This window comes from Streptomyces sp. BI87 (genome assembly GCF_025957665.1).
GTDB classification, from domain to species: Bacteria; Actinomycetota; Actinomycetes; order Streptomycetales; family Streptomycetaceae; genus Streptomyces; species Streptomyces albidoflavus.
Genome location: NZ_CP110079.1, coordinates 1,902,646 through 1,924,466, shown reverse-complemented (window position 1 = coordinate 1,924,466; position 21,821 = coordinate 1,902,646). Strand labels below are relative to the sequence as shown.

Here is a 21,821-nt window from a genome sequence, read left to right as displayed (position 1 = left end):
TTCACCAGTACCTCACCAGTACCGTGCGCCCACCAGCCGCTCGGGGTCGGCCGCCGCGAAGCCGTACGCCGAGGCGATGACCCAGAACTCCTCGGCGATCTCCTCGCGGGCCACCGTCTCGATCTCGCTGCCGGCCGCCTCGAACGCGGCCTCCAGGGCGTTGAACTCCTCGGTGGCGGCGTCGGTGAGGGCGTACAGGGCCGCGAGGTCCGCCGGCCGCTCGGCCTCGATCCGCTCGCAGAGGGCGGTCAGGACGGCCACTCCCTGGTCCAGGACCTGGTCCGGGAAGTACGGGTCCTTGTAGAGCCCGCGCAGGAACTTCCGCTCCGCGACCCGTTGTTCCGCGATCGCCATGCCGCCCACCTCACCTCTCCGCTGCCTGTGCCACGACCGGTCCGACCCTGCACCACGGCACTGACAACCGGGTGCCGGTGGGGGCTGCGCTCCCTTGCCTTACGCCGATTGTTCTAGTCGAATGCTAACAAGTGCACATGGTCGGGTCGCCCTGCCGGCGGCCGGGATGTGTGCGTGGAAGGCCCTGCCCGTCTCCAGCGGAGGAGTAGCCCATGACCGCCACCGGCCCCCCGTACCGTGTTCCGCGCCGACTGGCCGCCCTCGTCGCCCTGCCGTTCGTCGTCACGACGGCCGTCGTGACGGCCGTCTACGCCGGGGTGCGTGACCAGCTCCCCGACGAACTGGCCGTGCACTTCGGGCCGGACGGGGCGGCGGACCGTTTCGAGTCTCCCGGCCAGTTCCTGGTGGCCATGGCGGCGATGCTGCTGCTCGGCGGCGCGGCCTGGACCGCGATGGTCGCCAGGAGCGGCCGGGGTGGCGGAAGCGGCACGGGCGTCGCGGCCGCGGCGGGGTGGGGCCTTGCGGGCTTCCTCGGAGCGGTCGCCGTCCTGGTGCTCCAGCTCAACGCCGGCGCCACCGACGCGGCCGGCCTCAGCCTGCCCCTGTGGCACCTGGGTGTCGCCTTCGCCGTGGGCCTCGCCGGTGGCTTCCTCGGGCACGTCCTGGTCAGGAAGACGGTCCCGGACCGGCCCTCGGGGCAGGGCGCGACCGGCACCCAGCGGCTGGACCTGCCCCGCGAGGGGCGCGCCGGGTGGGCGCGGCGTACCAGCTCGGTGCCGATGCTGCTGGGCGGCGTCGTGATGATGTCCGGCGGTCTCGCTCCGCTGGCGGTCTCGGCCATGCCCTGGTGGGCCGCGCTCGTCCTGGCGCTGGGCGGTCTGGTGCTGGTCCTGATGGCCCAGGCCGACGTCGCCGTCGACCAGCGTGGCCTGACGGTGCGCCTCTCCGGCCTGCCCTGGCCCCGGCTGAGCGTCCCCCTCGACCGGGTGGCCGCCGCGCAGGCCCGGCCGGTCAACCCGCTGGGCGAGTTCGGCGGCTGGGGGTACCGGGTGACGCCCAGGCGGTCCGGGCTGATCTACCGTTCCGGGGAGGCGCTCGTGGTGCGCAGGACCGGGGACGGGCGGGAGTTCGCCGTCACCGTGGACGACGCGGGCACGGCCGCCGCCCTCCTCAACACGCTGGCCGAACGCCGCCCGGAGACCCGCTGATCATGTTGCTCCACATCGACCCCGGCTCCCCGGTGCCGCTCGGCGACCAGGTCGCGGCCGCCGCCCGCGCCGCCATCGCCTCGGGCGGCTTCGCCCCCGGCGACCGGCTCCCCGCGGCCCGCACCCTCGCCGACTCCCTGGGCGTCAACGTCCACACCGTGCTCCGCGGCTACCAGCGACTGCGCGACGAGGGGCTGATCGAACTCCGGCGCGGCCGGGGCGCCGTGGTCACCCGCACCGACACGGTCAGCAGCCGCGCCGCCCTCCTCCCGCACGCCCGCACCCTGGTGGCCGAGGCCCGCTCGCTCGGACTCGACGAGAAGGAGATCCTGGCCCTGGTCCGGGAGACACTGGCGGAGCGGCCGGCCTGACCCGACCGAGGGGGCGTGGGCGTGCGTCTCCGGCTCGATCAGGTCTGGCAGCACGTCGGCGCTGCCCATGGGTGGACGCGGGGCCAGGCGGGGCGCACCTCCCCACGGGCCCCGAGACCGGCGAGCAGCGTGATGGTCCGACCCGCTGGCTTTGTCCACGAGAACGGACAGCAGATGTTCACCACTTCGGAAGACACCTGCCCCAGGCTCTGTTCGATCATGGCTTGGGGTGTCGCAGCTCCGGGATGAGAGGGCAGCGACGGGCTGTCAGCCCTTTCTGTGCGACACCTCGTGGGTTCCCGCGATTCATGCCTCAGCCCCTGGCCCGGGTCTTCTCTCTTCACGGGATCGACCGGTCAGTGACGTGACTCAGGGATTCGTGTACTGAGGTGCTTGAGTCTCCAGCCGCCGGAGGGTTCAGGATCCTCCTCATGGACGACGAACGCCCCGACATGCTCACCATTGGTCGGCTCGCGCACCGAACCGGACTTTCGGTGCGTACCCTGCGCTTTTGGTCGGACGAGGGGGCGGTGCCGCCCGTGGCCCGCTCCGCGGGCGGCTACCGGTTGTACGACGCCGAGTCAGTGGCCCGTGTCGAGCTGGTCCGCACCCTGCGGGAGCTGGGCCTCGGGCTCGACGACGTGTGCCGCGTCCTGAGCGGCCGCACCACAGTCGCCGAGGTCGCGGACGCGCATGTGGCCGCGCTCGACGCGCAGATCCGCTCACTCAAGGTGAGCCGGGCCGTCCTGTCCACCGTGGCGAAACGGGGTTCAACCGTTGAGGAGACAGCACTGATGAACCGGTTGGCGCGGCTTTCCGCCGCCGAGCGCAAGCAGATCATCGACGAGTTCAAGGAGGAGGTGTTCGGCGGCTTCGACGACCCGCGCCTGCGCGACCGCATGCGCACCTTCAGCATCGAATTGCCCGACGATCCCACACCTGAGCAGGTCGACGCCTGGATCGAACTGGCGGAATTGGTGCGGGACCCCGGTTTCCGCGCCCGGTTGCGCACATGGATGGAGCTCAACACGCCCGTACCGGGGCAAGGCCATCCCCGCGGGGCGTCCATCTGGTGGGCCCGGCAGATCGTGCAGACCGTTGCGGAGGTCAGAAAGGGCGGGGTCGCTCCCGAGGGGCCGACCGCGGCCGAGGTGCTGTCCGAGTTGTTCGGTGATGCCGATCGGGCCGCCGTGCTGCGCAGCCTGGAGGCCGGGATCGAGGCAGGAGCGGAGAATTACCGCAGGCTTGTCGCCCGTGTGCGCGGGCAGGAGTCGTCGCCCGACGCGACCGAGGAACTGGAATGGCTGGCGCGGGCCCTGCGAGCCGCGGGTCAGACCTGACCGCGTTGGCCGTTTTGATGCACAGAGCCAGGCCCGCTGCGGCTGGCGCCCGCCTCGATGCGTGAGACCTGAGTCCGCCGGAATCGGCGGGAAGGGCATGTGGCGGCACGGATGGCCGACGCTCTGGCCGCCGACGGAAGGGCGACCGCCGACGCCGGAGGCCCGAGTGACCGGGAAACGCACCCATCGGACGCTGGTGAGGAACGGAGCGTCTTCCTGCATCCGTCGCGTGACCTCCGATGCCGCGCTGACACAGCCAAGTTCTGCGTGATGCCCTCTTCACATGGCTGAACTCGCGCCGCTGCATGAGGAGGACAGGGGTGGGCCGCAGTGTTCGCGCTTCGATTCCCTCGAGCGAAGGACACGTTGTGCCCACTCCTGGTGCGTTGAAGATCTTCCTCCCTGTGGTCTCGATCCTGCCCCTGCTGCTGTTCGTCTTGCTGTCGGCGCCGGCGTGGATTTGCTGGCCCTTCAGTCGGAAACGGCGGCAGGGGGTCGTGATCGTGATCGAGGTGCGCAGAAGGTGATCGACTGGACTCCCTACCGCACCACCCGCCCCCGCAGCACGATCCGCGCCGGGTGCTCCAGCACCTCCGGGTGGGCGACCGGATCACGGTCGTACGCCACCAGGTCGGCCGGTGCGCCCTCGGTGAGTCCGGGCAGGCCGAGCCACGAGCGTGCGACCCAGGAGGCCGCGCCGACCGCCTCCTCGGCGGGCAGGCCCGCGTCGAGAAGGTGCCGGGACTCGGCTGCCACGGTGCCGCAGGGGAAGGTGTCCGTCCCGGCGAGGACGGTGACGCCCGCCTCGTGCGGCCCGGACGTCGGCCACCATCCCGGCCCACCCCTCCAGCCAGGCCGAACGCTTCGCGCTCCGCTCCCGGCCCCGCCACACCTCGGCGCTCCCGGCGAAGGAGCCCAGGGTGGGGACGTAGACGGTGCCCTGGCGCGCCATCAGGTGCAGCAGGGCGGGGTCGAGATGCATGCCGTGTTCGAGGCTGTCGGCGCCGGCGAGGACGGCGTTCCGCGAGCCCTCGGCCGTCTGGCAGTGCACGGCGACCCGGCCGCCCGCCGCGTGCACGGGCGGTGACCGCCTCGGTCATGATCTCCAGGGGTACGGCGGGCTCGTCCCACCGCCAGTCGCCGATGATCTTGCACCAGCCGGAACTGGCGGTGGCCTCCTCCACGGCGGCACCCGGGAGCTGTTCCTCGCTCAGGTCCCGCCCCACGCCGGGGAAGAACCGCCCGGGCGTCGCCAGCCAGCGCCCCGCCGACCGGACCCGCGGCAACTCCGGCGCCGAGTCGACCCAGCCGGGCATCCGCTCCATCGTCCCCGGCGCCGGACCAGCAGCACCCCCGCGTCGCGGTGTGCCTCCAGGTTGCCGTCGCAGCGCCGCCCCGTCGAAACCGTCCTCGGGTTGCTCGGCCCCCGGATGCGTGTGCACGTCGACCAGTCCCGGGACCAGCCAGCCCCCGTCCACCACCGGCTCCACCTCACGAGCGGCCCCGGGCCCGGCGGGCGGCTCGGTGCGCAGCACCTCCCCGTCGGTCCAGAAGGTCCGCTCCACCCGCTCCGGCAGGGCGACGCAGCGTATCCGCAAGGTCATGGCGGGACTCTGCGCGCGGCCGCCCTGGGCGCGGGCACGAAGAACCGCACCCGGCCCACCGACGCCGGCGTGCGGCGCCCCCTGGGCCGGGTGCGGTCAGTCCGGGCGGCCCGGCCTGCGGGGCCGGGCCGTCGGAGTTACGCCTTCTTGGTCTCCCAGAAGATGCGGTCGATCTCGGCGATGAGGTCCAGGGCCTTCTGGCCGGTGGCCGGGTCCGAGGAGCCCTTGGCGGCCGAGAGGGCCTTCAGGGTGTCGTTGACCAGCTGGTGGAGCTGGGGGTAGCTCTCGAAGTGCGGGGGCTTGAAGTAGTCGCTCCACAGCACCGAGACGTGGTGCTTGGCCAGCTCGGCGCGCTGCTCCTTGATGACGATGGCGCGCGTCTGGAACTGCGGGTCGTCGTTGGCCTGCATCTTCTCCTGGACGGCCTTGACGGACTCCGCCTCGATGCGGGCCTGGGCCGGGTCGTACACGCCGCAGGGCAGGTCGCAGTGGGCGCTGACCTTGACCTTGGGGGCAAACAGGCGGGAAAGCATGAGGTGCGGTCCTTCCTCGTGATCGTCTTCTCGCAGGTGACACTACTCCGTGCGAGGCGGGTTTTCTCGGTCGCCCCCGGGGGCCTAGGGCGAAAGGACGGGGTGAGACTGGGACCGGGGACGTGGGCTCGGGCGCGCGGACGGGTAGGCGAGTGAGGCGGACGGAAGGGCGAGCAGGTGGCGATCGGACGAGGTGCGGAGGGCAGCGCCGGCCCGGCGCGCGAGCGGCGCGGCAGGGGGCGGTTCGGCGTGGTCGAGGTGGACGGGCCGTCCATGGTGCCGACGCTGGAGCACGGCGACTGGCTCCTGGTCCGGTACGGCGCCCGCGTCCGCCCGGGTGACGTGGTGATCCTGCGCCACCCCTTCCAGCAGGACCTGCTGGTCGTCAAGCGGGCCGTGGAGCGCCGGGAGGGCGGCTGGTGGGTGCTGGGCGACAACGCCTTCGCGGGCGGCGACAGCACGGTGTACGGCGTGGTGCCGCGCGCCATGGTGCTGGCCCGGGTGACCGCCCGGCTGCGGCCGCGCGCGGCGGCGGGTCCCGGGCGCGAGCCGGTGCGCGGGGTGCGGGCGACGCTCGGCTGGGCCTACTCGGCGGTGCGCCCGGTCCGCTCGGACGTGTCGCTCTCGCGGCGCTTGCGGGCCCGGTAGGCGGCGACGTTGGCGCGGGTGGCGCACCGGTCCGAGCAGTAGCGGCGGGAGCGGTTGGTGGAGGTGTCGAGATAGGCGTTGCGACAGGGCGACGCCTCGCAGAGGCCGAGGCGGTCGGCGCCGAACTCGGTGAGGTGGAAGGCGAGCCCCATCGCCGCGATGGCGGCGTATCCGCTGGTGGCGTTGGAGGGGTGGTCGGCGAGGTGCATGTGCCAGTCCGGGCGGCCCTCGGCGTCGAGTTCGCCGTGGCCGGAGATCTGCGGGCTCACCGGGAACTCCAGGAGCAGGGCGTTGAGCAGGTGGACCGCCTGCTGCTGGTCCCCTTCGGCCGCCGCCTCGAAGACCGCGCGGAGCCGGCCGCGTACCGAGCGGAAACGGGTGACGTCCGCCTCGGTGGCCCGGCGGGCAGCCTGGGTACTCGCTCCGAAGAGGGCGCGGACCGCGTCCACGGAGGTGAGCGTGTCGGTGCCCCGTGCCGGCTCCTCGCTGTTGACCAGACGCAGGGCGTAATCCGAGTAAGAGGCGAGTTCCACTTGTAGTCCTTACGGGCTCGGTCTAGGGTCAGTCGGACAGGCGGATGTAATGGCTAGCTCCGCCTTTAGGGTATTACGCTACGGAGGAGTTCGGATGACGGACGCAGAGACCGCGCCGGCCGGTACCACCGACGCGGGTGCGGTGCAGACCGGCGCCACCCCGGGGGCCGACTGGGCCGCCTGGCAGATCAGCTGGGACCAGCAGCAGGAGTGGTACCTCCCCGACCGCGAGGAACGCTTCCGCGTCATGCTCGACATGGTCGAGGCGGTGGCCGGCACCGAGCCGCGCGTGCTCGACCTCGCCTGCGGTACGGGAAGTATCACGGACCGGCTCCTCAAGAGGTTCCCGAAGGCGCAGAGTACCGGCGTCGACCTGGACCCGGCGCTGCTCACCATCGCCGAGGGCACCTTCGCCGGGGACGACCGGGTCACCTTCGTCACCGCCGACCTGAAGGACCCCGACTGGCCGTCGCTGCTCCCGCACGACAACTACGACGCGGTCCTCACCGCCACCGCCCTGCACTGGCTGCACAGCGAACCGCTGGCCGCGCTCTACGGCCAGATCGCCGGCATCGTCCGCGACGGCGGTGTCTTCCTCAACGCCGACCACATGCCCGACCCCGCCACCCCGCTGATCAACGCCGCCGACCGCGAGCAGCGCCACCGCAGGATGGACGAGGCCAAGGCCGAGGGCGCCGTCGACTGGGCCTCCTGGTGGCAGCTGGCCGCCGCCGACCCGGTCCTGGCCGGGCCTACCGCCCGCCGCTTCGAGATCTACGGGGAGCACGCCGACGGCGACACGCCCCCCGCCGAGTGGCATGCCCGCACCCTGCGCGAGGCCGGCTTCACCGAGGCCCGCACGGTCTGGCAGTCGCCCTCGGACGCCATGGTGCTCGGGCTGAAGTAACCGCGACGGCGGCTGCGAACGGCGCGGGGGCGGTACGGAACACCAGGTTCCGTACCGCCCCCGTGCGTGTGCCGGGCCCGGCGGCCTCGCGGGACTCAGAGCACCTTCGACAGGAACGACTGGGTCCGCTCGTGCCGCGGGTTGGTCAGGACCTCGCGCGGGTCGCCGGCCTCCACGACCACGCCGCCGTCCATGAAGACCAGCGAGTCGCCGACCTCCCGGGCGAAGCCCATCTCGTGGGTGACGACGATCATCGTCATGCCCTCCTCGGCGAGCTGGCGCATCACGTCCAGCACCTCGCCGACCAGCTCCGGGTCGAGCGCCGAGGTCGGCTCGTCGAAGAGCATCAGCTTCGGGTCCATCGCCAGCGCGCGGGCGATCGCCACGCGCTGCTGCTGGCCGCCGGAGAGCTGCGAGGGGTAGTTGCCCGCCTTGTCGGAGAGGCCCACCCGCTCCAGGAGCTGGCCGGCGCGCTCGCGGGCCGCCGCCTTCGAGACGCCCCGGACCTGGACCGGCGCCTCCATCACGTTCTCCAGCGCCGTCTTGTGCGGGAAGAGGTTGAAGCGCTGGAAGACCATGCCGATGTCCCGGCGCTTCAGGGCGACCTCGGCGTCCTTCAGCTCGTAGAGCTTGTCGCCCTTCTGCCGGTAGCCGACCAGGTCGCCGTCGACGTAGAGCCGGCCGGCGTTGATCTTCTCCAGGTGGTTGATGCAGCGCAGGAAGGTCGACTTGCCGGAGCCCGAGGGGCCGATGAGGCAGAACACCTCTCCGGTGGCGACCTCCAGGTCGATGCCCTTGAGCACCTCGACCTGGCCGAAGGACTTGTGGACGCCCTCGGCCTTCACCATGGCGGTCATCGGGTCACCTCCGAGCGGCTGGAGAGCGAGGTCAGGTGCGCGCGCACCTTCTGCCAGGGGGTCTGCGGCAGCTGCCGCAGCGAACCACGGGCGTAGTACCGCTCGATGTAGTACTGGCCGACGCTGAGGATCGAGGTGAGGATCAGGTACCAGGTGGCGGCGAGGAACAGGGCCTCCACCGTGGCACCGGAGGTCATGCCGATGTCCTGCGCGTGCTTGAACAACTCGTAGTACTGGACGGCCGCCACCAGGGAGGTCGTCTTCAGCATGTTGATGACCTCGTTGCCGGTGGGCGGCACGATCACGCGCATCGCCTGCGGCAGCACGATGCGGCGCAGGGTCTTGCCCTGACTCATGCCCAGCGCGTGGGCCGCCTCGGTCTGGCCCTCGTCGACCGAGAGCAGACCGGCCCGGCAGATCTCCGCCATGTACGCGGCCTCGTTGAGACCGAGGCCGAGCAGCGCCGTCAGGAACGGCGTCATGAAGTCCGACCACTCGTCCTTGTAGAACGGGCCGAGGTTCATGTACTCGAAGACGAAACCGAGGTTGAACCAGACGAAGAGCTGGACCAGGACAGGGGTGCCCCGGAAGAACCAGATGTAGAACCAGGCGATCGAGGAGACCACCGGGTTCTTCGACAGCCGCATCACCGCCAGCAGCACACCGCCGACCACGCCGATGACCATCGACAGGAAGGTCAGGATCAGCGTCTCGCGGACGCCGCTGAGGATGCGGTCGTTGAAGAAGTAGTCCGGGATGAAGGCCCAGTTGATGTCGCCCTGGGAGAACGCGTACACGACCGAGCCGAGCGCCGCGAGCGCGATCAGCGCCGAGACGTAGCGGCCGTAGTGGCGCACCGGGACGGCCTTGATGGGGGCCGCCCGCGTGGGGGCCGGACCCGGAGGGGTGGCCTCCGGGTCCTTCTTGGTGATGTCAGCAGACACAGGTGTTGCCTTTCAGCGACGCCGGAGGGGTCACTTGCCGCCGTTGACGACCGCCTCGGTGACCGCGCCGTCCTCGACGCCCCACTTCTTGATGATCTTGTCGTACTCGCCGTTCTCGATGATCGCGTCCAGCGCGGCCTTGAGCGCGTCGCGCAGTTCCGGGTTGGACTTGGAGATCGCGATGCCGTACGGCGCCGCCTCGACCTGCTCGCCGACCAGCTCGAAGTGGTTCCCGCCGCCCGAGGTCTTCACCGCGTACGCGGCGACCGGGAAGTCGGAGGAACCGGCGTCGGCACCGCCCGAGCGCAGCCGGGTCTGGGCCTGCTGGTCGTTGTCGAAGGTCTCCATCTTGATCTCGCCCTTCTCGCACTTCTTCGACTCGGCCTTGGCCAGGTCGTGCGAGACGGTGCCGCGCTGGACGACGATCTTCTTGCCACAGAGGTCCTGCCAGGTCTTGATGCCCTGGTCCTTGCCCTTGTTGGTGTAGATGGAGACGCCGGCGGTGAAGTAGTCGACGAAGTCGACGCCCTCGCCGACCTTCTTGCCGGTCTCGGAGTCCAGGCCCTCCTGGCGCGCCTTGGTGTCGGTCATCGCCGACATCGCCACGTCGTACCGCTTGGAGCGCAGACCGCCGAGGAGCGTGTCGAAGGTGCCGTTCTCGAACTTCAGCTCCACCCCGAGCTGCTCCCCGAGCGCGGCGGCGAGGTCCACGTCCAGACCGACGGTCTTGCCGTCCTTGTCCTTGAACTCCACCGGCGGGTACGCGATGTCCGAGCCGACCTTGACGACACCGCTGTCCTGGTACTTCTTCGGCAGCTTGTCGGCGAGCGGGGCCGCCGTCTCTTTCTCCGAGCCCTTGTCGGCGCCCGCGGTCTGGTCGCCGCAGCCGGTGAGGAGGAGGGCGCCCGCGGCCGTGATCGCGCCGGCCGCGGCGAGACGGGAGCGAAGGGGCCGGGGGCGACGCGTGATGCTGGCGGTCATGAGGGTTTCCTCCGACAGGTGAGCGGATGGCGAGGGTGCCGGACGGGTCGTTGGCACACACCTTCGGGTGTCGCGACCTCGTGCGATGGGTGGCATCTTGCCATTCGGACCGCGGAGAACGAGGCGCCGCCCATGTCAAAATCGGATAACGGGTCCCTCTCGGGCCCCAACCGCCCTGCGCGGGAAGGGCATCGGCCATGCCACCGGAGTCCGTTACTTAAGTCACGCGCATACCGCACATCTCGCCATGTGGGACAGAGAAGCGGCACCGGGGGAGGTTCCCGGGAAGTCGGACATGTGAGCGGGCCGTGTGGCCAATTCGGCTCGGCACGGGCACACGCGATCAGGTAGAAAAGACGGTTACACCCCTCATCCGGGGCTCAGGACGCGTGTGCGGCGCGTCCGCGCGTGCGACCTCCCCCGTGTGGAGGCGGGCCCATCCGCCCGGACACGGAACGCACGCGGTGCCCGCCCACCCCCCATCCCGGGGGTGGCCAACCCTCGAACGCTCATGACTTAAGGGGTCACCAAGTGGCAGCGGAGATCGTCAATCCTCGCAGCGACAGCGCGCCGGAACCGGACGGGGAGAACTCTCCCCTCGACTCGTTCGACCCGGCCTTCGCGCTCCATCGCGGCGGCAAGATGGCCGTCCAGGCGACCGTCCCGATCCGGGACCGGGACGACCTGTCCCTCGCCTACACGCCCGGCGTCGCCAAGGTGTGCAGCGCCATCGCCGAGCAGCCCGAGCTCGTGCACGACTACACCTGGAAGTCCCAGGTCGTCGCCGTCGTCACCGACGGCACCGCGGTCCTGGGGCTCGGCGACATCGGGCCCGAGGCCTCCCTCCCCGTGATGGAGGGCAAGGCCATCCTCTTCAAGCAGTTCGGCGGCGTCGACGCGGTCCCGATCGCGCTGGCCACCACCGACGCCGACGAGATCGTCGACACCGTGGTGCGGCTCGCCCCCTCCTTCGGCGGCGTCAACCTGGAGGACATCTCGGCGCCGCGCTGCTTCGAGATCGAGCGCAAGCTCCAGGAGCGGCTGGACATCCCCGTCTTCCACGACGACCAGCACGGCACGGCCATCGTCACCCTCGCCGCGCTGCGCAACGCCGCCAAGCTGACCGGCCGCGAGCTGGGCGACCTGCGGGCCGTCATCTCCGGCGCCGGTGCGGCGGGCGTGGCCATCGCCAAGTTCCTCCTGGAGGCCGGGATCGGTGACGTCACCGTCACCGACCGCAAGGGCATCGTCAGCCGCGACCGCGACGACCTCACCGAGGTCAAGCGCGAACTGGCCGAGATCACCAACCGCGCGGGCCTCGCCGGCTCCCTCGACCACGCCCTCGACGGCGCCGACGTCTTCATCGGCGTCTCCGGCGGTACGGTCCCGGAGCCCGCCGTCGCCTCGATGGCACCGGGCGCCTTCGTCTTCGCGATGGCCAACCCGAACCCCGAGGTCCACCCCGACATCGCCCACAAGTACGCGGCGGTCGTCGCCACCGGGCGCAGCGACTTCCCCAACCAGATCAACAACGTCCTCGCCTTCCCCGGGATCTTCGCCGGCGCCCTTCAGGTGCGGGCCTCCCGGATCACCGAGTCGATGAAGATCGCCGCCGCCGAGGCGCTGGCCGGCGTCGTCGGCGACGAACTCTCCGCCGACTACGTCATCCCGTCCCCCTTCGACGAGCGCGTGGCCCCCGCCGTCACCGCCGCCGTCGCCGAAGCGGCCCGCGCCGCCGGAGTCGCCCGCCGCTGACCCGGCCCCGGCCGTTTCCGACGTCGAGCACCACGCCGGAAACGGGGAGGCGCCTCAAACACCGGCCGGGCTCACTTGCCTTGAGCCCGGCCGGCGATTGAGGCCATCGGTGACAGCAACCGCCGCCCGCCCCCCGGAGCACGGGGAATCCACAGCACCCCAGCCGACAGCACGCACCCCAAGATCCCGGCGCCTCCGGCGCCGATGAGCGGCGGGTCACACCCCGTGGTGGTTCCGTCGCACGGCCCCCCGCCCTAGGGTCAGGGCATGTTCGCCGCCTACGCCGCACGCATCGACCGCGACCACCCCCTCAACGGCCTCGAATTGGGCGACCGCCCCACCCCCACGGCCCGCCCGGGCTGGACGACGGTCCAGGTCAAGGCGGCCTCGCTCAACCACCACGACCTCTGGTCGCTGCGCGGAGTGGGCCTCGCCGAGGACAAGCTGCCGATGATCCTCGGCTGCGACGCGGCCGGCATCGACGAAGACGGCAACGAGGTCGTCCTCCACTCGGTCATCGGCCAGAGCGGCCACGGCGTCGGCCCGCGCGAACAGCGCTCGATCCTCACCGAGAAGTACCAGGGCACCTTCGCCGAGCAGGTCACCGTCCCCACCTGGAACGTCCTGCCCAAGCCGAAGGAACTCTCCTTCGCCGAGGCCGCCTGCCTCCCCACGGCCTGGCTCACCGCCTACCGGATGCTCTTCACCAACGCCGGAGTCCGCCCCGGCGACTCCGTCCTCGTCCAGGGCGCGGGCGGGGGCGTGGCCACCGCCGCGATCGTCCTCGGCCGCGCGGCGGGGCTGCGGATGTACGCGGTCAGCCGCGACGAGGCGAAGCGGAAGCGGGCCGTCGAGCTGGGCGCGATCGAGGCCGTCGAGCCGGGCGCCCGGCTGCCGCACAAGGTCGACGCGGTCATCGAGACGGTCGGCGCCGCCACCTGGTCCCACTCGGTCAAGTCCCTGCGGCCCGGCGGCTCCCTCGTCATCAGCGGCGCCACCAGCGGCGACCGGCCCTCGCACGCCGAACTGACCCGCATCTTCTTCCTGGAACTGAAGGTGGTCGGCTCCACCATGGGTTCCAAGGACGAGCTGGAGGACCTGCTCAGCTTCTGCGCCACCACCGGCGTCCGCCCGGTGATCGACCAGGTGCTGCCGCTGGACCGGGCCCGCGACGCCTTCACGCGGCTCGCCGCAGGCGACCAGTTCGGCAAAATCGTCCTCAGCACGGAGTGAGCCAGGGGAAGGCGACGGGGATGACGACCACAGGGCGGGCCACGACGGAGACGGACGGAACGGCACCGCTCGCCCTGCCCCAGGCACCCGGCCTGCGCCTGCGCTACTGGGAGCCCTCCGACGCCCCCGCCGTGCTGGGCGCCTTCGCCACCCCCGAGATGGCCCGGCAGAGCGGCCGCCCCGTCACCACCCTCGCCGAGGCCGCCACCTGGATCACCGACCGCCGCGCCGCCCGGGAGGCGGGCCGCGAGCACTCCTTCGCGGTCCTTTCACCCGGCACCGGCGGCCACCCCGACGAGGGCCGCCTGCTGGGCAACGTCACCGTCGGCGCCGTCGACCCCGTCCACCAGACGGGCTGGATCTCCTACTGGACCCTGGCCTCCGCCCGCGGCCGGGGCGTCGCCACCACCGCCCTGCGCGCCCTCGCCGACTGGTCCTTCACCGAACTGTCCCTCTTCCGCCTCGAACTGGGGCACCGCACCAACAACCCCGCCTCCTGCACCGTCGCCCACCGCGCCGGCTTCGCCGTGGAGGGCCTGGAACGCGCCCGCCTCCGCTACGGCGACCAGCGGTACGACGTGGAGCGGCACGCGCGGTTGGCGACGGATGGGGTGGGCGAGGGCGGGGGAGCCGCTGGCGGCCGGGCGGGTCGAGCGCCGGCCCACTGAACCGGGGTGACGCCTGCCACCTGTCGGCCGGCTGCCCTCCCCGGAGCCGGCTTCTCTCCCCCCACCGGAGTCAGCGGCGCCGTCCGCCATCTGCTCCCGGCAGACTACGGACACGGAACGGCCTCGATACACGCGGAGTTCGCCTGGCGCCAGGGGTGGCTCAAGCCCGACCGGGTGCTGGACGCCGAGACGTACGCGTCCATGCGGAGCCTGATCGGTTCGTGGGCCCGGCTCGACCGCGTGTGGGCGGATGGTCGCGAAGCCTTCGGCCCGATCACGAGGTCGTGCATGGGGGCATTCTCGGCGCCGGATGTCTGGTGTCTGCCCTGTGTCGCAGGTATGCGGGGGCGGTGCCGTTGGGGCACGGGCCCGGGACGACCCCGTGGGCCAGGGGCGTCCCGGGTGAGGCTGCTTGCCGCTGAGGAGCTTCGCTGTTGTCAGCTCTGCTCGCGGTCCTGTCCGGTGCCTCCGCGCTGTTCCGCCTCCCCGCCCGTCCCCCTCAGCGTCGCCCCGATGTGGGCTGCGGCGGTGGAGAGGTGGCGGCGGGCTTCGCGGAGTTGGTGTTCGGTGACGCCGTGGTCGCGGGCGGTGTCGCGGATGTCGTCGCGGAAGCGGTCGAGGAGGCGGTCGAGGTCGCGGGACGGGTCGCCGGAGGAGGGTTCGGTGGACCAATCCGGGGTGTAGGTGAAGAGGTCGCTCTCCGGACCCGGGTTCTCGAAGACCGGTTCCTCGGTGGGAGACGCCGGGCGCTCCTGCCTCTCGGTGCCCCAGCCGAAGCGGGCGAACTCCTTGCCCAGTTCGGAGAGGCCCTCGCGGACGCCCGAGGGCCAGTCGCCGCGGGCGAAGTGGTCCTGGACCTGGTCCTGGACGCGCTTGGCCATGCGGCGCACCTCCTCCTGCGCCTGGCTGGCCTGCTCGCGGGCCCGGTCCTGGGCCTCGCGGGCCTGGCTGCGGGCGCGCTCCGCCTCCTCGCGGGCGCGGCGGCTCTCGTCCTTGGCGCGGCGGGCCTGTTCCTTCCACTCCTGCTTGGCGCGGCGCAGTTCCTCCTTGGCCAGGCGCCAGGACTCGCGCTCCGTGTCGTCGGGGGCGGAGGAGGCCGCGCTGTCGCGGGTGAGTGAGGCGGCTGCCCGCAGTTCGCGCCGCAGGTCGCCGGCGGCGCCCCGGACGTCGTCGCGGATCTCCGCCGCCAGCTCGGCGACCGAGTCGCGGATCTCGATCTCCAGGTCGGCCAGCTCACCCTGGCGGTCGGCCAGCTCGGCGCGGCCCGCGTCGGTGATGGCGTAGACCTTGCGGCCGCCCTCGGTGGTGTGGCGGACCAGGCCCTCGGCCTCCAGCTTGGCCAGGCGCGGGTAGACCGTACCGGCCGAGGGGGCGTAGAGGCCCTGGAAGCGCTCTTCGAGGAGGCGGATCACCTCGTAGCCGTGGCGGGGGGCCTCGTCGAGGAGCTTGAGGAGGTAGAGGCGGAGGCGGCCGTGGGCGAAGACGGGGGGCATGTCAGAGCACCTTCTTGTCGTTCGGTGCGGCGTCGGAGGCGGGGCGCCGCAGCAGGGCGATGGAGCCGGAGACGGTGCTCGCCTTCAGGCGCCCGCTGCCCTCGCCCAGTTTGCCGGTGAGCTTCTTCATGCCGAACTGGCCGGAGACCCGGAGGTCCTCGAAGGCGTGGGAGAGGGAGCCGCTGGTGGTGTTGGCCTCGACGCGGGCGTCCGCCGGGTGCGGGAGGCGGACGGCGATCTCGCCGGAGACGCTGGAGAGCTCGATGTCGGCGGGGGAGTCGGCCTGGTCGATGTCGACGATCATGTCGCCGTTGACCGAGTCGGCGCGGAGGGTGGGGCTGGTGCCGTCCACCACCGTGAGGTCGCCGGAGACCGAGGCGACGGTGAGGGGGCCGGTCACCGACTGGGCCTCGACGCGGCCGGTGACGGTGTCCGCCCGCACCGCTCCGGAGAGGCCGACCAGGGTGGTCTCGCCCGAGACGGCCTTGACGTCGGCCGGGCCCGCGAGGCTGGAGACGACGGTGTCCGCGCCGACCGCGCGGACCTCCAGCCGGGCGGAGTCCGGCACCGCGACGGAGACGACGGCGCGGTGGTCCAGGGTGCGCGGGTCCGGGAGCTTGCCGCGCTCGATCAGGCGGCGCAGGCCCTGCCAGCTGAACTCCTCGTACTCGACCGTGAGGGTGGAGCCCTCGCGCCGCACCGTGAGCGGGCGGCCGGACAGCTCGGAGATGTCCAGGTGGGTGGCGGGGTCGGGGGAACCCACGACGTTCACCGCGCCGTTGACCACGCGGATGCGGAGGGTCGTCACGGGGCCGTCGAAGGACATCCGGCGCGGGGCGTCCACGGACCAGGTGCCGTCGTCCGTCCCGCCGTCCGCGCCCTGGGGGGATTCCGCTTCCGCTTCGGGCACGGGGGACGCGTCGTGTGGGGACTCGGACTCGGACATGGTGCTGACCTCCTCGGCCTGGCGCACGGCGACGCGTCATATCGCATCGCCTGCAACACACGATATATCGCGGTCGGCGGAAGTCAAGGGCTCGGAGGGAGGGAGGGCAGCCGAGGAGGGGAAAGTGGCCGAAAAGGCACGATGGTCCGTCGTGTCCTAGCGTGTGCACCATGCCGACGGATGCCGTGCGGAATCTCGAACAGCCCCTGCGGGGCACCGGCGGACTGCTGCTCTGCCGGGCCGCCCCCGACGCCGTTGCCCCGGCCGCTGTCCTGCTCAGGCGCCCCATGCTGCTCGCCCCCGCCGGCCGCGGGTGGAGCGTGCTGGTGCCCGCGGACCTGTCCTGGCAGGGCGAGGAGGAACCGGTCGACCTGGTGCTCGGCGGCTGGGCGGCGGCCCTCGCCGTGGGGGCGCCCTGGCCGGTTCTCGCCCTCTGGTGGGACGCGGGCCGCGCCGGCTTCAGCCTCGCCTCGGGGGTCCGGCGGCCCGTGGGGTACGTGTGGCTGGCGGACGGCACCCCGGCGGGGGAGGACGAGGCGATGCGTACCTTCGCCGGGCGGCTCGGGCTCGACCCGGTCTTCGCCGTACAGGCGCTGGACGGGCTGACCCGGCCCGACGCCGAGGCGGACGCGGCCGCGCGGCTGCGGGGCGTCCTCGCGGTGCTGGCCCACGCCGGGCTCGCGCTGCCGACCGGGCTGGTGCCGGTGCGGCCCGCCGAAGCACTGGCCGGGGCGGCGTGGATGGCTCGGGGTGTGCGGCGGACGGACCGGGCCGGCTGGCGGGAGGTCGTCCGGCCCGAGCTGGTCGAGGCCAGCGTCGTCGGGCCGCTGGTGCGGGGGCGGCGGGCCCGCGCGCTGGCCGCCGGGCACGTGGTGGCGGGGAGCGCCCTCGCGCTCTGGGGGCTCGCCAGGCGCAGCGCGGGATGGGCCGCGCTGGGCGGGCTGCTGGTGACCCAGGGGATCGCGGGGCTGGCCTACGACCGGTTCAGGAGCGAGGGGGCGCGTCTCCCGGTGCCGCCGGACTGAGGCGGGCGGCCCGGGGCGGGACTTCGGGGTCCTACTCGTCCTCGTCCTCGTCGTCGAGGCGGGCCAGCCAGGTGGCGAGGCGTTCGACCGGGACCTCGAAGTCGGGGTTGAGGTCGACGAAGGTGCGCAGCTGCTCGGCGAGCCACTCGAAGGTGACCTCCTCCTCGCCGCGCCGCTTCTCCAGCTCCTCGATGCCGCGGTCGGTGAAGTACATGGGGTGCTCCGTCACAGGTCGCAAGGGGTACGGGCGGCCGCCGCGGGCCGCCGACCCATGATAGGCGGGCCCTTGCGCGACCGGCCGGGCCCTCGCCACCCCCGGCCGCCGGGGTCTACCCTGCACCCCCCACGGGCAGGTACAGGGGAGACGTGGGAGACGGGGGACCCCAGCATGACCACGGAAGCAACGGCAACCCCGCGCACGGCGCGCACCGCTCGCCCGTGCGCGCCCCGGCGCGAGGCCCGGGTACGCGCTCCCGGCACCGGCCGGTGCGCCCGATGACCGCCGAGGAGGCGGCCCGGTCCCGGGTCGCGTACGTCGAGCTGCCCGACGGCACGCCCGTCTGGGCCCGGATCTCGCAGGCCGACGAGCTGGAGCTGGCGGACGGGGCGCCGCTCTACACCGACGCCGGGTTCGCCGGGCGGGCCGGGGAGCGGGTCCAGGCCCAGGTCGCCGGGCTCGGCGGGCTGATCACCGGGGTGGCCAGGTCGGTCGCCCAAGGGCTGCGGGCGGTCCGGCCCGACGAGGTCAGCGTGGAGTTCGGGATCGAACTGACCGGCAAGGCGGGCAAGGTCGTCGGACTGCTCGCCGACGGCGAGGCCAAGGCGGCCCTCACCGTGACGTTGACCTGGCAGAACGGCGGACCGCCGGACCTCGACGAGGCGCGGGCCGAGGGGGACGGGACCGGGCCGGGGACCCCGGAGGCCGCCGGCCCGCCGGGCCCGGACCGAGGGGGCGCACCCTCCGGCGCACCGGGGCAGCCGGGGCACGGAGGGAGCGGCGCCGGAGCCGTCCCGTGACGGGGGAGGGCGCCACCGGCGCGAGGGGCGCGGCGACGGGGGACGAACCGCCCCTGGAACACCTCATCGCGGCGGCCACCGTACGCATCCATGGACGGCGGCCCGGGTATGACCCCAGCGGGCCGGACGAGGGCGTCCGGACCTTTCTCGGGAGCGGCTTCTTCGTCGCGCCGAACTGGGTGCTGACCTGTGCCCACGTGGCGCTGGCGGAGGGAGGGGGCCACGTGGACATCGTCCATGAGCCGGAGCCAGGCGGTCCGCCCGCCGTGGTGCCCGGCGAGGTCGCCGTCGCGCTGCCCGAGACCCCGCCCCGCCCGGGCGAGGGATGGGCCGCGCCCGACCTCGCGCTGATCCGCCTCCAGAAGCCGGCCGACCACGCCTGCGTCCACCTCGCCGAGCAGCCGCTGACCGACCACGGCCGCCAAGCCGGCGGCCGCTCCGGGCTGCTCCTCGGCTTCGCCGGCTGGTTCCGCTCCGGGCACCGCCTCAGCAGGTACGACGGGACCGTCACCGTGCTCGGGCGGATCGGCTGGGGCGCTGACGAAGAGCTGAGGCTCGGTGACGACGACCTGCCCGACGGCGTCTCCGGCGGCCCCGTCTTCGACCCGCACCGCGGCGAGGTGGTCGCCCTCGTCAAGTCCCGCCGCACCCGGGAGAAGGGCGGCACCGCCGTCCGCACCGGGCAGCTCCGCCACCTCCCCGTCGCCGCCGCGCCCCCGCCCACCGCCGCGCCCGCCCCGGCCGGCTCCGGCGCGCACACCCGGGCGTACGGCCCCGGGGACCACGCCCCCGGCCACCCGGCGGGAGCGGACTGGCCGCCGCCGGAGCCCGCCCCCGGCCCCGGCGACCTCTACCAGGAGGTCCTGCGCGGCCACGACCGGTTCCACCGCGACCGGCTGCGCCACGCCGACCGGGACGGCGCGCCCCCCGCCTGGGCCGACACCCAGGCCGTCCTGGACGGCGCCCGGACCATCCCCTTCGGCCCCCGCGAGCGGACCCTGCTCCTCGGCGCCCTCGGCGAACTCCCGCCGCCGCCCTCCACCGCCGGCCTCACCGCGCTGCTCCGCTCCGTCCCCGGCTGCGCCTCCGCCGCCCGCACCGTCCCGCCGCCCCGCGCCTGGCGCGACGGGCTCGGCGGGCTCTACGAGAGCCACGCCACCGACGAGGGCCGCCGCCTCGCCGTCCTGCGGTACGTGGTCGCCGTGCTGCACACCCCGCGCCCCCACCACGACCCCGGCACCGCCGAGGCCGAGGCCGCCCTGCGCACCTGGCTGCACCGGACCACCGCCGCCCTCGACCGGCCGGTGCGCGGCGAGATCACCGCCGAACTGCGCCGCCACGCCGCCGCCCCCGCGCCCCCGCCGCCCCTGGACCCCGCCCGGGGCACCCGCCACAGCGTCCTGCTCGAACTGATCCGCCGCCCCTGGGAACAGGACAGCTTCGACTGGCGGATCGGCCTGCTCCCCGCGCCCGGCCCGCCCCGCACCGCCGGAACCCCGGCCGAGGGCCTGCCCGACCCGCCCGAGCCCGAGCCGCTCCACGACGACCACACCGGCACCCCGCTCGCCGAGCTCCCCGCGCGCCTCGCCGGACCCCTCGCCCGCGCCTTCACCCTCGCCGACGAGCCCGGCACCCCGGCCCTGCTCCAGGTCGCCCTGGAGCGGGACGTGCTCGGCCTGCCCGTCGACTCCTGGCCGGCCGTTCCGGGCGGACCACCGCTCGGCCGGCTCCGCCCGGTCGTCGTCCGGCCCGCCGAACCACCCGGCGGCGCGGGCGAGTCCGACCCCGCCGCCGACCGGTACGACCGCTGGCGCTGGACCCACGACGACGCGCCGCTCGCCCCCGGCATCCGCGGCAGGGTCCTGGACTGCGAGGCGGGTACGCGGGTACCCGTACCGTCGACGGACCAGCTGCGCTCGCTCGCCCACGCGTCGGTGCCGGTGCTCTGCCAGTACCGGGAGTACGGGCACGCCGGCTCCGCCGAGGCGCTGGCCCGGCTCGTCGACGGCGGCTTCGGGGTCGCGCTGTGGCGCCGGGGCGCGGGCGGACCGGAGCGGATGTGCGCCGAGTTCCACCGGCGCGCCGAGGCGGAACTGGCCCGCGCGCGTACCGCCCAGCGGCTCCCCGGCCTGGTCCACGCCCTGCGCGCCGCCCTCGCCGAGGGGCGCACCGACAGCTTCTGGGCCGACGGTGTGGCCCTGCTGTACGACGATCCGCACCAGCCGCTGCCCGGCTCCGACGACCTGTTCGCCCCACTCTGAACAACCACCTGACGACCCGCCGTACGGCTCGCTACCGTGAGCCGCGAACCGGCGCCGACCGGCCGGCCCCCGGGCCCGGCCGCCCGAGACCTGTGCGACCCAGCGACCACGAGGATTGCTATGAGCGCGACCGACGAGTCCGGCGAGTGGCTCATCTACCGAGGCGCCGGCGAACCCCACGACGGCATCCTCCGGCTGCCCGACCCCCCGCCCTGGCGCGACTTCCGCCGCCGCGAGGGAGCCGGCACCACCGAGACCCGCCGCCTGGGCGCCTACCGCGACCAGGCCGTCTCGCTGCGCCCCGAGGCCGAGGAGCTGGAGGTCATCAACGCCGCGCTCTACCTGCGCCGCCCCCTCCTCGTCACCGGCGGCCCCGGCGTCGGCAAGAGCAGCCTCGCCCACTCGGTCGCCGACGAACTGGGCCTCGGTGACGTGCTGCGCTGGCCCGTCGTCAGCCGCTCCACCCTCCAGGACGGCCTGTACCACTACGACGCGATAGCGCGCCTCCAGGACGTCCAGATCGCCGCCCACAGCGGCACCGCCACCGAACCCGGCGCCCCCGGCTCCGTCGAGTCCATCGGCGACTACCTGCGGCTCGGCCCCCTCGGCACCGCCCTGCTCCCCGGTGAACTGCCCCGCGTGCTGCTCATCGACGAGCTCGACAAGAGCGACATCGACCTGCCCAACGACCTCCTGAACGTCCTGGAGGAGGGCGAGTTCACCATCCCCGAACTCCAGCGGATCGCCGACCGGCTGCCCGACCGGACCGCCCACGTCCTCACCCACGACGGGCGCCGCGTCCCGGTGAAGGACGGGCGCGTGCAGTGCACCGCCTTCCCCTTCACCGTGCTGACCAGCAACGAGGAACGCGACTTCCCCGCACCGCTGATGCGCCGCTGCATCCACCTGGAGCTGGGCCGCCCCGACCACGCCCGGCTCGCCAGCTTCGTCCGCGCCCACCTGGGCCGCGACCGGGAACGCGGCGGTGGCGACCTGATCCTCCGTTTCCTGGAGCGCTCCCGCAGCGAACTGCTCGCCGCCGACCAGCTCCTCAACGCCATCCACCTCACCCAGACCGCCCCCGACCTGGACCGGGAGCGCCTCGCCGACCTGCTCATCCAGCGACTCGACCGGCCGAGGTGA

At 73.2% G+C, this 21,821-nt stretch carries 22 protein-coding genes; 12 read left to right on the top strand and 10 right to left on the bottom strand.

Annotation, left to right across the window (positions count from 1 at the left end; genetic code table 11):
• Positions 1-12: 12 nt before the first annotated feature.
• Positions 13-354 carry a DUF5713 family protein gene (locus OIM89_RS08245; RefSeq protein WP_264491116.1) on the bottom strand — a complete coding sequence of 114 codons (342 nt, stop codon included), beginning with the start codon at positions 352-354 and terminating at the stop codon, positions 13-15.
• A gap of 212 nt (positions 355-566) precedes the next feature.
• Between OIM89_RS08245 and OIM89_RS08240 the strand changes: the two genes are divergently transcribed.
• From OIM89_RS08240 to OIM89_RS08230, 3 genes are all read left to right on the top strand, one after another.
• Positions 567-1,562, top strand: coding sequence for a DUF1648 domain-containing protein (locus OIM89_RS08240; RefSeq protein WP_047467301.1), 996 nt, complete (start codon positions 567-569; stop codon positions 1,560-1,562).
• Between the two features lie 2 nt (positions 1,563-1,564).
• Positions 1,565-1,933, top strand: a complete 369-nt coding sequence (locus OIM89_RS08235; RefSeq protein ID WP_151168127.1) for a GntR family transcriptional regulator — start codon at positions 1,565-1,567, stop codon at positions 1,931-1,933.
• A gap of 431 nt (positions 1,934-2,364) precedes the next feature.
• Positions 2,365-3,273 carry a MerR family transcriptional regulator gene (locus OIM89_RS08230; RefSeq protein ID WP_047467297.1) on the top strand — a complete coding sequence of 303 codons (909 nt, stop codon included), beginning with the start codon at positions 2,365-2,367 and terminating at the stop codon, positions 3,271-3,273.
• A gap of 540 nt (positions 3,274-3,813) precedes the next feature.
• Here OIM89_RS08230 and OIM89_RS08225 read toward each other — a convergent pair.
• Together OIM89_RS08225 and sodN are read right to left on the bottom strand one after the other, a co-directional pair.
• Positions 3,814-4,029, bottom strand: coding sequence for a hypothetical protein (locus OIM89_RS08225; RefSeq protein WP_226964406.1), 216 nt, complete (start codon positions 4,027-4,029; stop codon positions 3,814-3,816).
• Positions 4,030-5,014: 985 nt separating this feature from the next.
• Positions 5,015-5,410, bottom strand: a complete 396-nt coding sequence (gene sodN / locus OIM89_RS08220) for a superoxide dismutase, Ni (protein ID WP_023417131.1) — start codon at positions 5,408-5,410, stop codon at positions 5,015-5,017.
• Positions 5,411-5,593: 183 nt separating this feature from the next.
• Here sodN and sodX point away from each other — a divergent pair, with 183 nt between their 5' ends.
• Positions 5,594-6,058, top strand: a complete 465-nt coding sequence (gene sodX, locus OIM89_RS08215) for a nickel-type superoxide dismutase maturation protease (protein ID WP_373557424.1) — start codon at positions 5,594-5,596, stop codon at positions 6,056-6,058.
• Here sodX and OIM89_RS08210 read toward each other — a convergent pair.
• Positions 5,995-6,591 (bottom strand): CGNR zinc finger domain-containing protein, encoded by a 597-nt coding sequence (locus tag OIM89_RS08210; RefSeq protein WP_030695564.1) that lies wholly within the window; start codon positions 6,589-6,591, stop codon positions 5,995-5,997. The two genes, sodX and OIM89_RS08210, sit on opposite strands and share 64 nt — an antisense overlap.
• Positions 6,592-6,685: 94 nt before the next feature.
• Here OIM89_RS08210 and OIM89_RS08205 point away from each other — a divergent pair, with 94 nt between their 5' ends.
• Positions 6,686-7,498, top strand: coding sequence for a class I SAM-dependent methyltransferase (locus OIM89_RS08205; RefSeq protein WP_030695565.1), 813 nt, complete (start codon positions 6,686-6,688; stop codon positions 7,496-7,498).
• Positions 7,499-7,593: 95 nt separating this feature from the next.
• Here OIM89_RS08205 and OIM89_RS08200 read toward each other — a convergent pair whose 3' ends face one another.
• The 3 genes from OIM89_RS08200 to OIM89_RS08190 are packed head-to-tail and all read right to left on the bottom strand — an operon-like array spanning position 7,594 to position 10,280.
• Positions 7,594-8,355, bottom strand: coding sequence for an amino acid ABC transporter ATP-binding protein (locus OIM89_RS08200; RefSeq protein WP_030695566.1), 762 nt, complete (start codon positions 8,353-8,355; stop codon positions 7,594-7,596).
• Entirely contained in the window at positions 8,352-9,299 is a 948-nt protein-coding gene (locus OIM89_RS08195; protein ID WP_023417126.1) for an amino acid ABC transporter permease, read from the bottom strand. Before OIM89_RS08195 ends, OIM89_RS08200 begins: the two co-directional genes overlap by 4 nt.
• Before the next feature lie 30 nt (positions 9,300-9,329).
• Entirely contained in the window at positions 9,330-10,280 is a 951-nt protein-coding gene (locus OIM89_RS08190; protein ID WP_030695567.1) for an ABC transporter substrate-binding protein, read from the bottom strand.
• 531 nt (positions 10,281-10,811) lie between these two features.
• Here OIM89_RS08190 and OIM89_RS08185 point away from each other — a divergent pair.
• The 3 genes from OIM89_RS08185 (at position 10,812) to OIM89_RS08175 (ending at position 13,936) form a co-directional block, all read left to right on the top strand.
• Complete coding sequence (locus tag OIM89_RS08185) at positions 10,812-12,035, top strand: NADP-dependent malic enzyme (RefSeq protein WP_003950805.1); 1,224 nt, start codon at positions 10,812-10,814, stop codon at positions 12,033-12,035.
• 267 nt (positions 12,036-12,302) lie between these two features.
• Complete coding sequence (locus OIM89_RS08180) at positions 12,303-13,268, top strand: zinc-binding dehydrogenase (RefSeq protein WP_030695568.1); 966 nt, start codon at positions 12,303-12,305, stop codon at positions 13,266-13,268.
• A 20-nt stretch (positions 13,269-13,288) separates the two neighbouring features.
• Positions 13,289-13,936 (top strand): GNAT family N-acetyltransferase, encoded by a 648-nt coding sequence (locus tag OIM89_RS08175; protein ID WP_151168123.1) that lies wholly within the window; start codon positions 13,289-13,291, stop codon positions 13,934-13,936.
• Positions 13,937-14,373: 437 nt separating this feature from the next.
• On the opposite strand, the gene OIM89_RS08170 is transcribed toward OIM89_RS08175, so the two are convergent.
• Together OIM89_RS08170 and OIM89_RS08165 are read right to left on the bottom strand one after the other, a co-directional pair.
• Positions 14,374-15,429 carry a PadR family transcriptional regulator gene (locus tag OIM89_RS08170; protein WP_030695570.1) on the bottom strand — a complete coding sequence of 352 codons (1,056 nt, stop codon included), beginning with the start codon at positions 15,427-15,429 and terminating at the stop codon, positions 14,374-14,376.
• 1 nt (position 15,430) lies between these two features.
• Entirely contained in the window at positions 15,431-16,402 is a 972-nt protein-coding gene (locus OIM89_RS08165; RefSeq protein WP_151168120.1) for a DUF4097 family beta strand repeat-containing protein, read from the bottom strand.
• Between the two features lie 143 nt (positions 16,403-16,545).
• Here OIM89_RS08165 and OIM89_RS08160 point away from each other — a divergent pair, with 143 nt between their 5' ends.
• The gene (locus tag OIM89_RS08160) at positions 16,546-17,400 is read left to right on the top strand and encodes a hypothetical protein (protein ID WP_037665026.1); all 855 of its coding nucleotides are present in this window, start codon (positions 16,546-16,548) and stop codon (positions 17,398-17,400) included.
• A gap of 31 nt (positions 17,401-17,431) precedes the next feature.
• On the opposite strand, the gene OIM89_RS08155 is transcribed toward OIM89_RS08160, so the two are convergent.
• On the bottom strand, positions 17,432-17,614 hold the full coding sequence (locus OIM89_RS08155; RefSeq protein WP_003961784.1) for a DUF6104 family protein: 183 nt from the start codon (positions 17,612-17,614) through the stop codon (positions 17,432-17,434).
• Positions 17,615-17,895: 281 nt separating this feature from the next.
• Here OIM89_RS08155 and OIM89_RS08150 point away from each other — a divergent pair, with 281 nt between their 5' ends.
• The 3 genes from OIM89_RS08150 (at position 17,896) to OIM89_RS08140 (ending at position 21,821) form a co-directional block, all read left to right on the top strand.
• Entirely contained in the window at positions 17,896-18,417 is a 522-nt protein-coding gene (locus tag OIM89_RS08150; RefSeq protein ID WP_175457848.1) for a CU044_2847 family protein, read from the top strand.
• Positions 18,414-20,678 (top strand): trypsin-like peptidase domain-containing protein, encoded by a 2,265-nt coding sequence (locus OIM89_RS08145; RefSeq protein WP_175457849.1) that lies wholly within the window; start codon positions 18,414-18,416, stop codon positions 20,676-20,678. Before OIM89_RS08150 ends, OIM89_RS08145 begins: the two co-directional genes overlap by 4 nt.
• Before the next feature lie 120 nt (positions 20,679-20,798).
• Positions 20,799-21,821: an AAA family ATPase gene (locus tag OIM89_RS08140; protein ID WP_030695575.1), complete on the top strand. Its 1,023-nt coding sequence runs from the start codon at positions 20,799-20,801 to the stop codon at positions 21,819-21,821.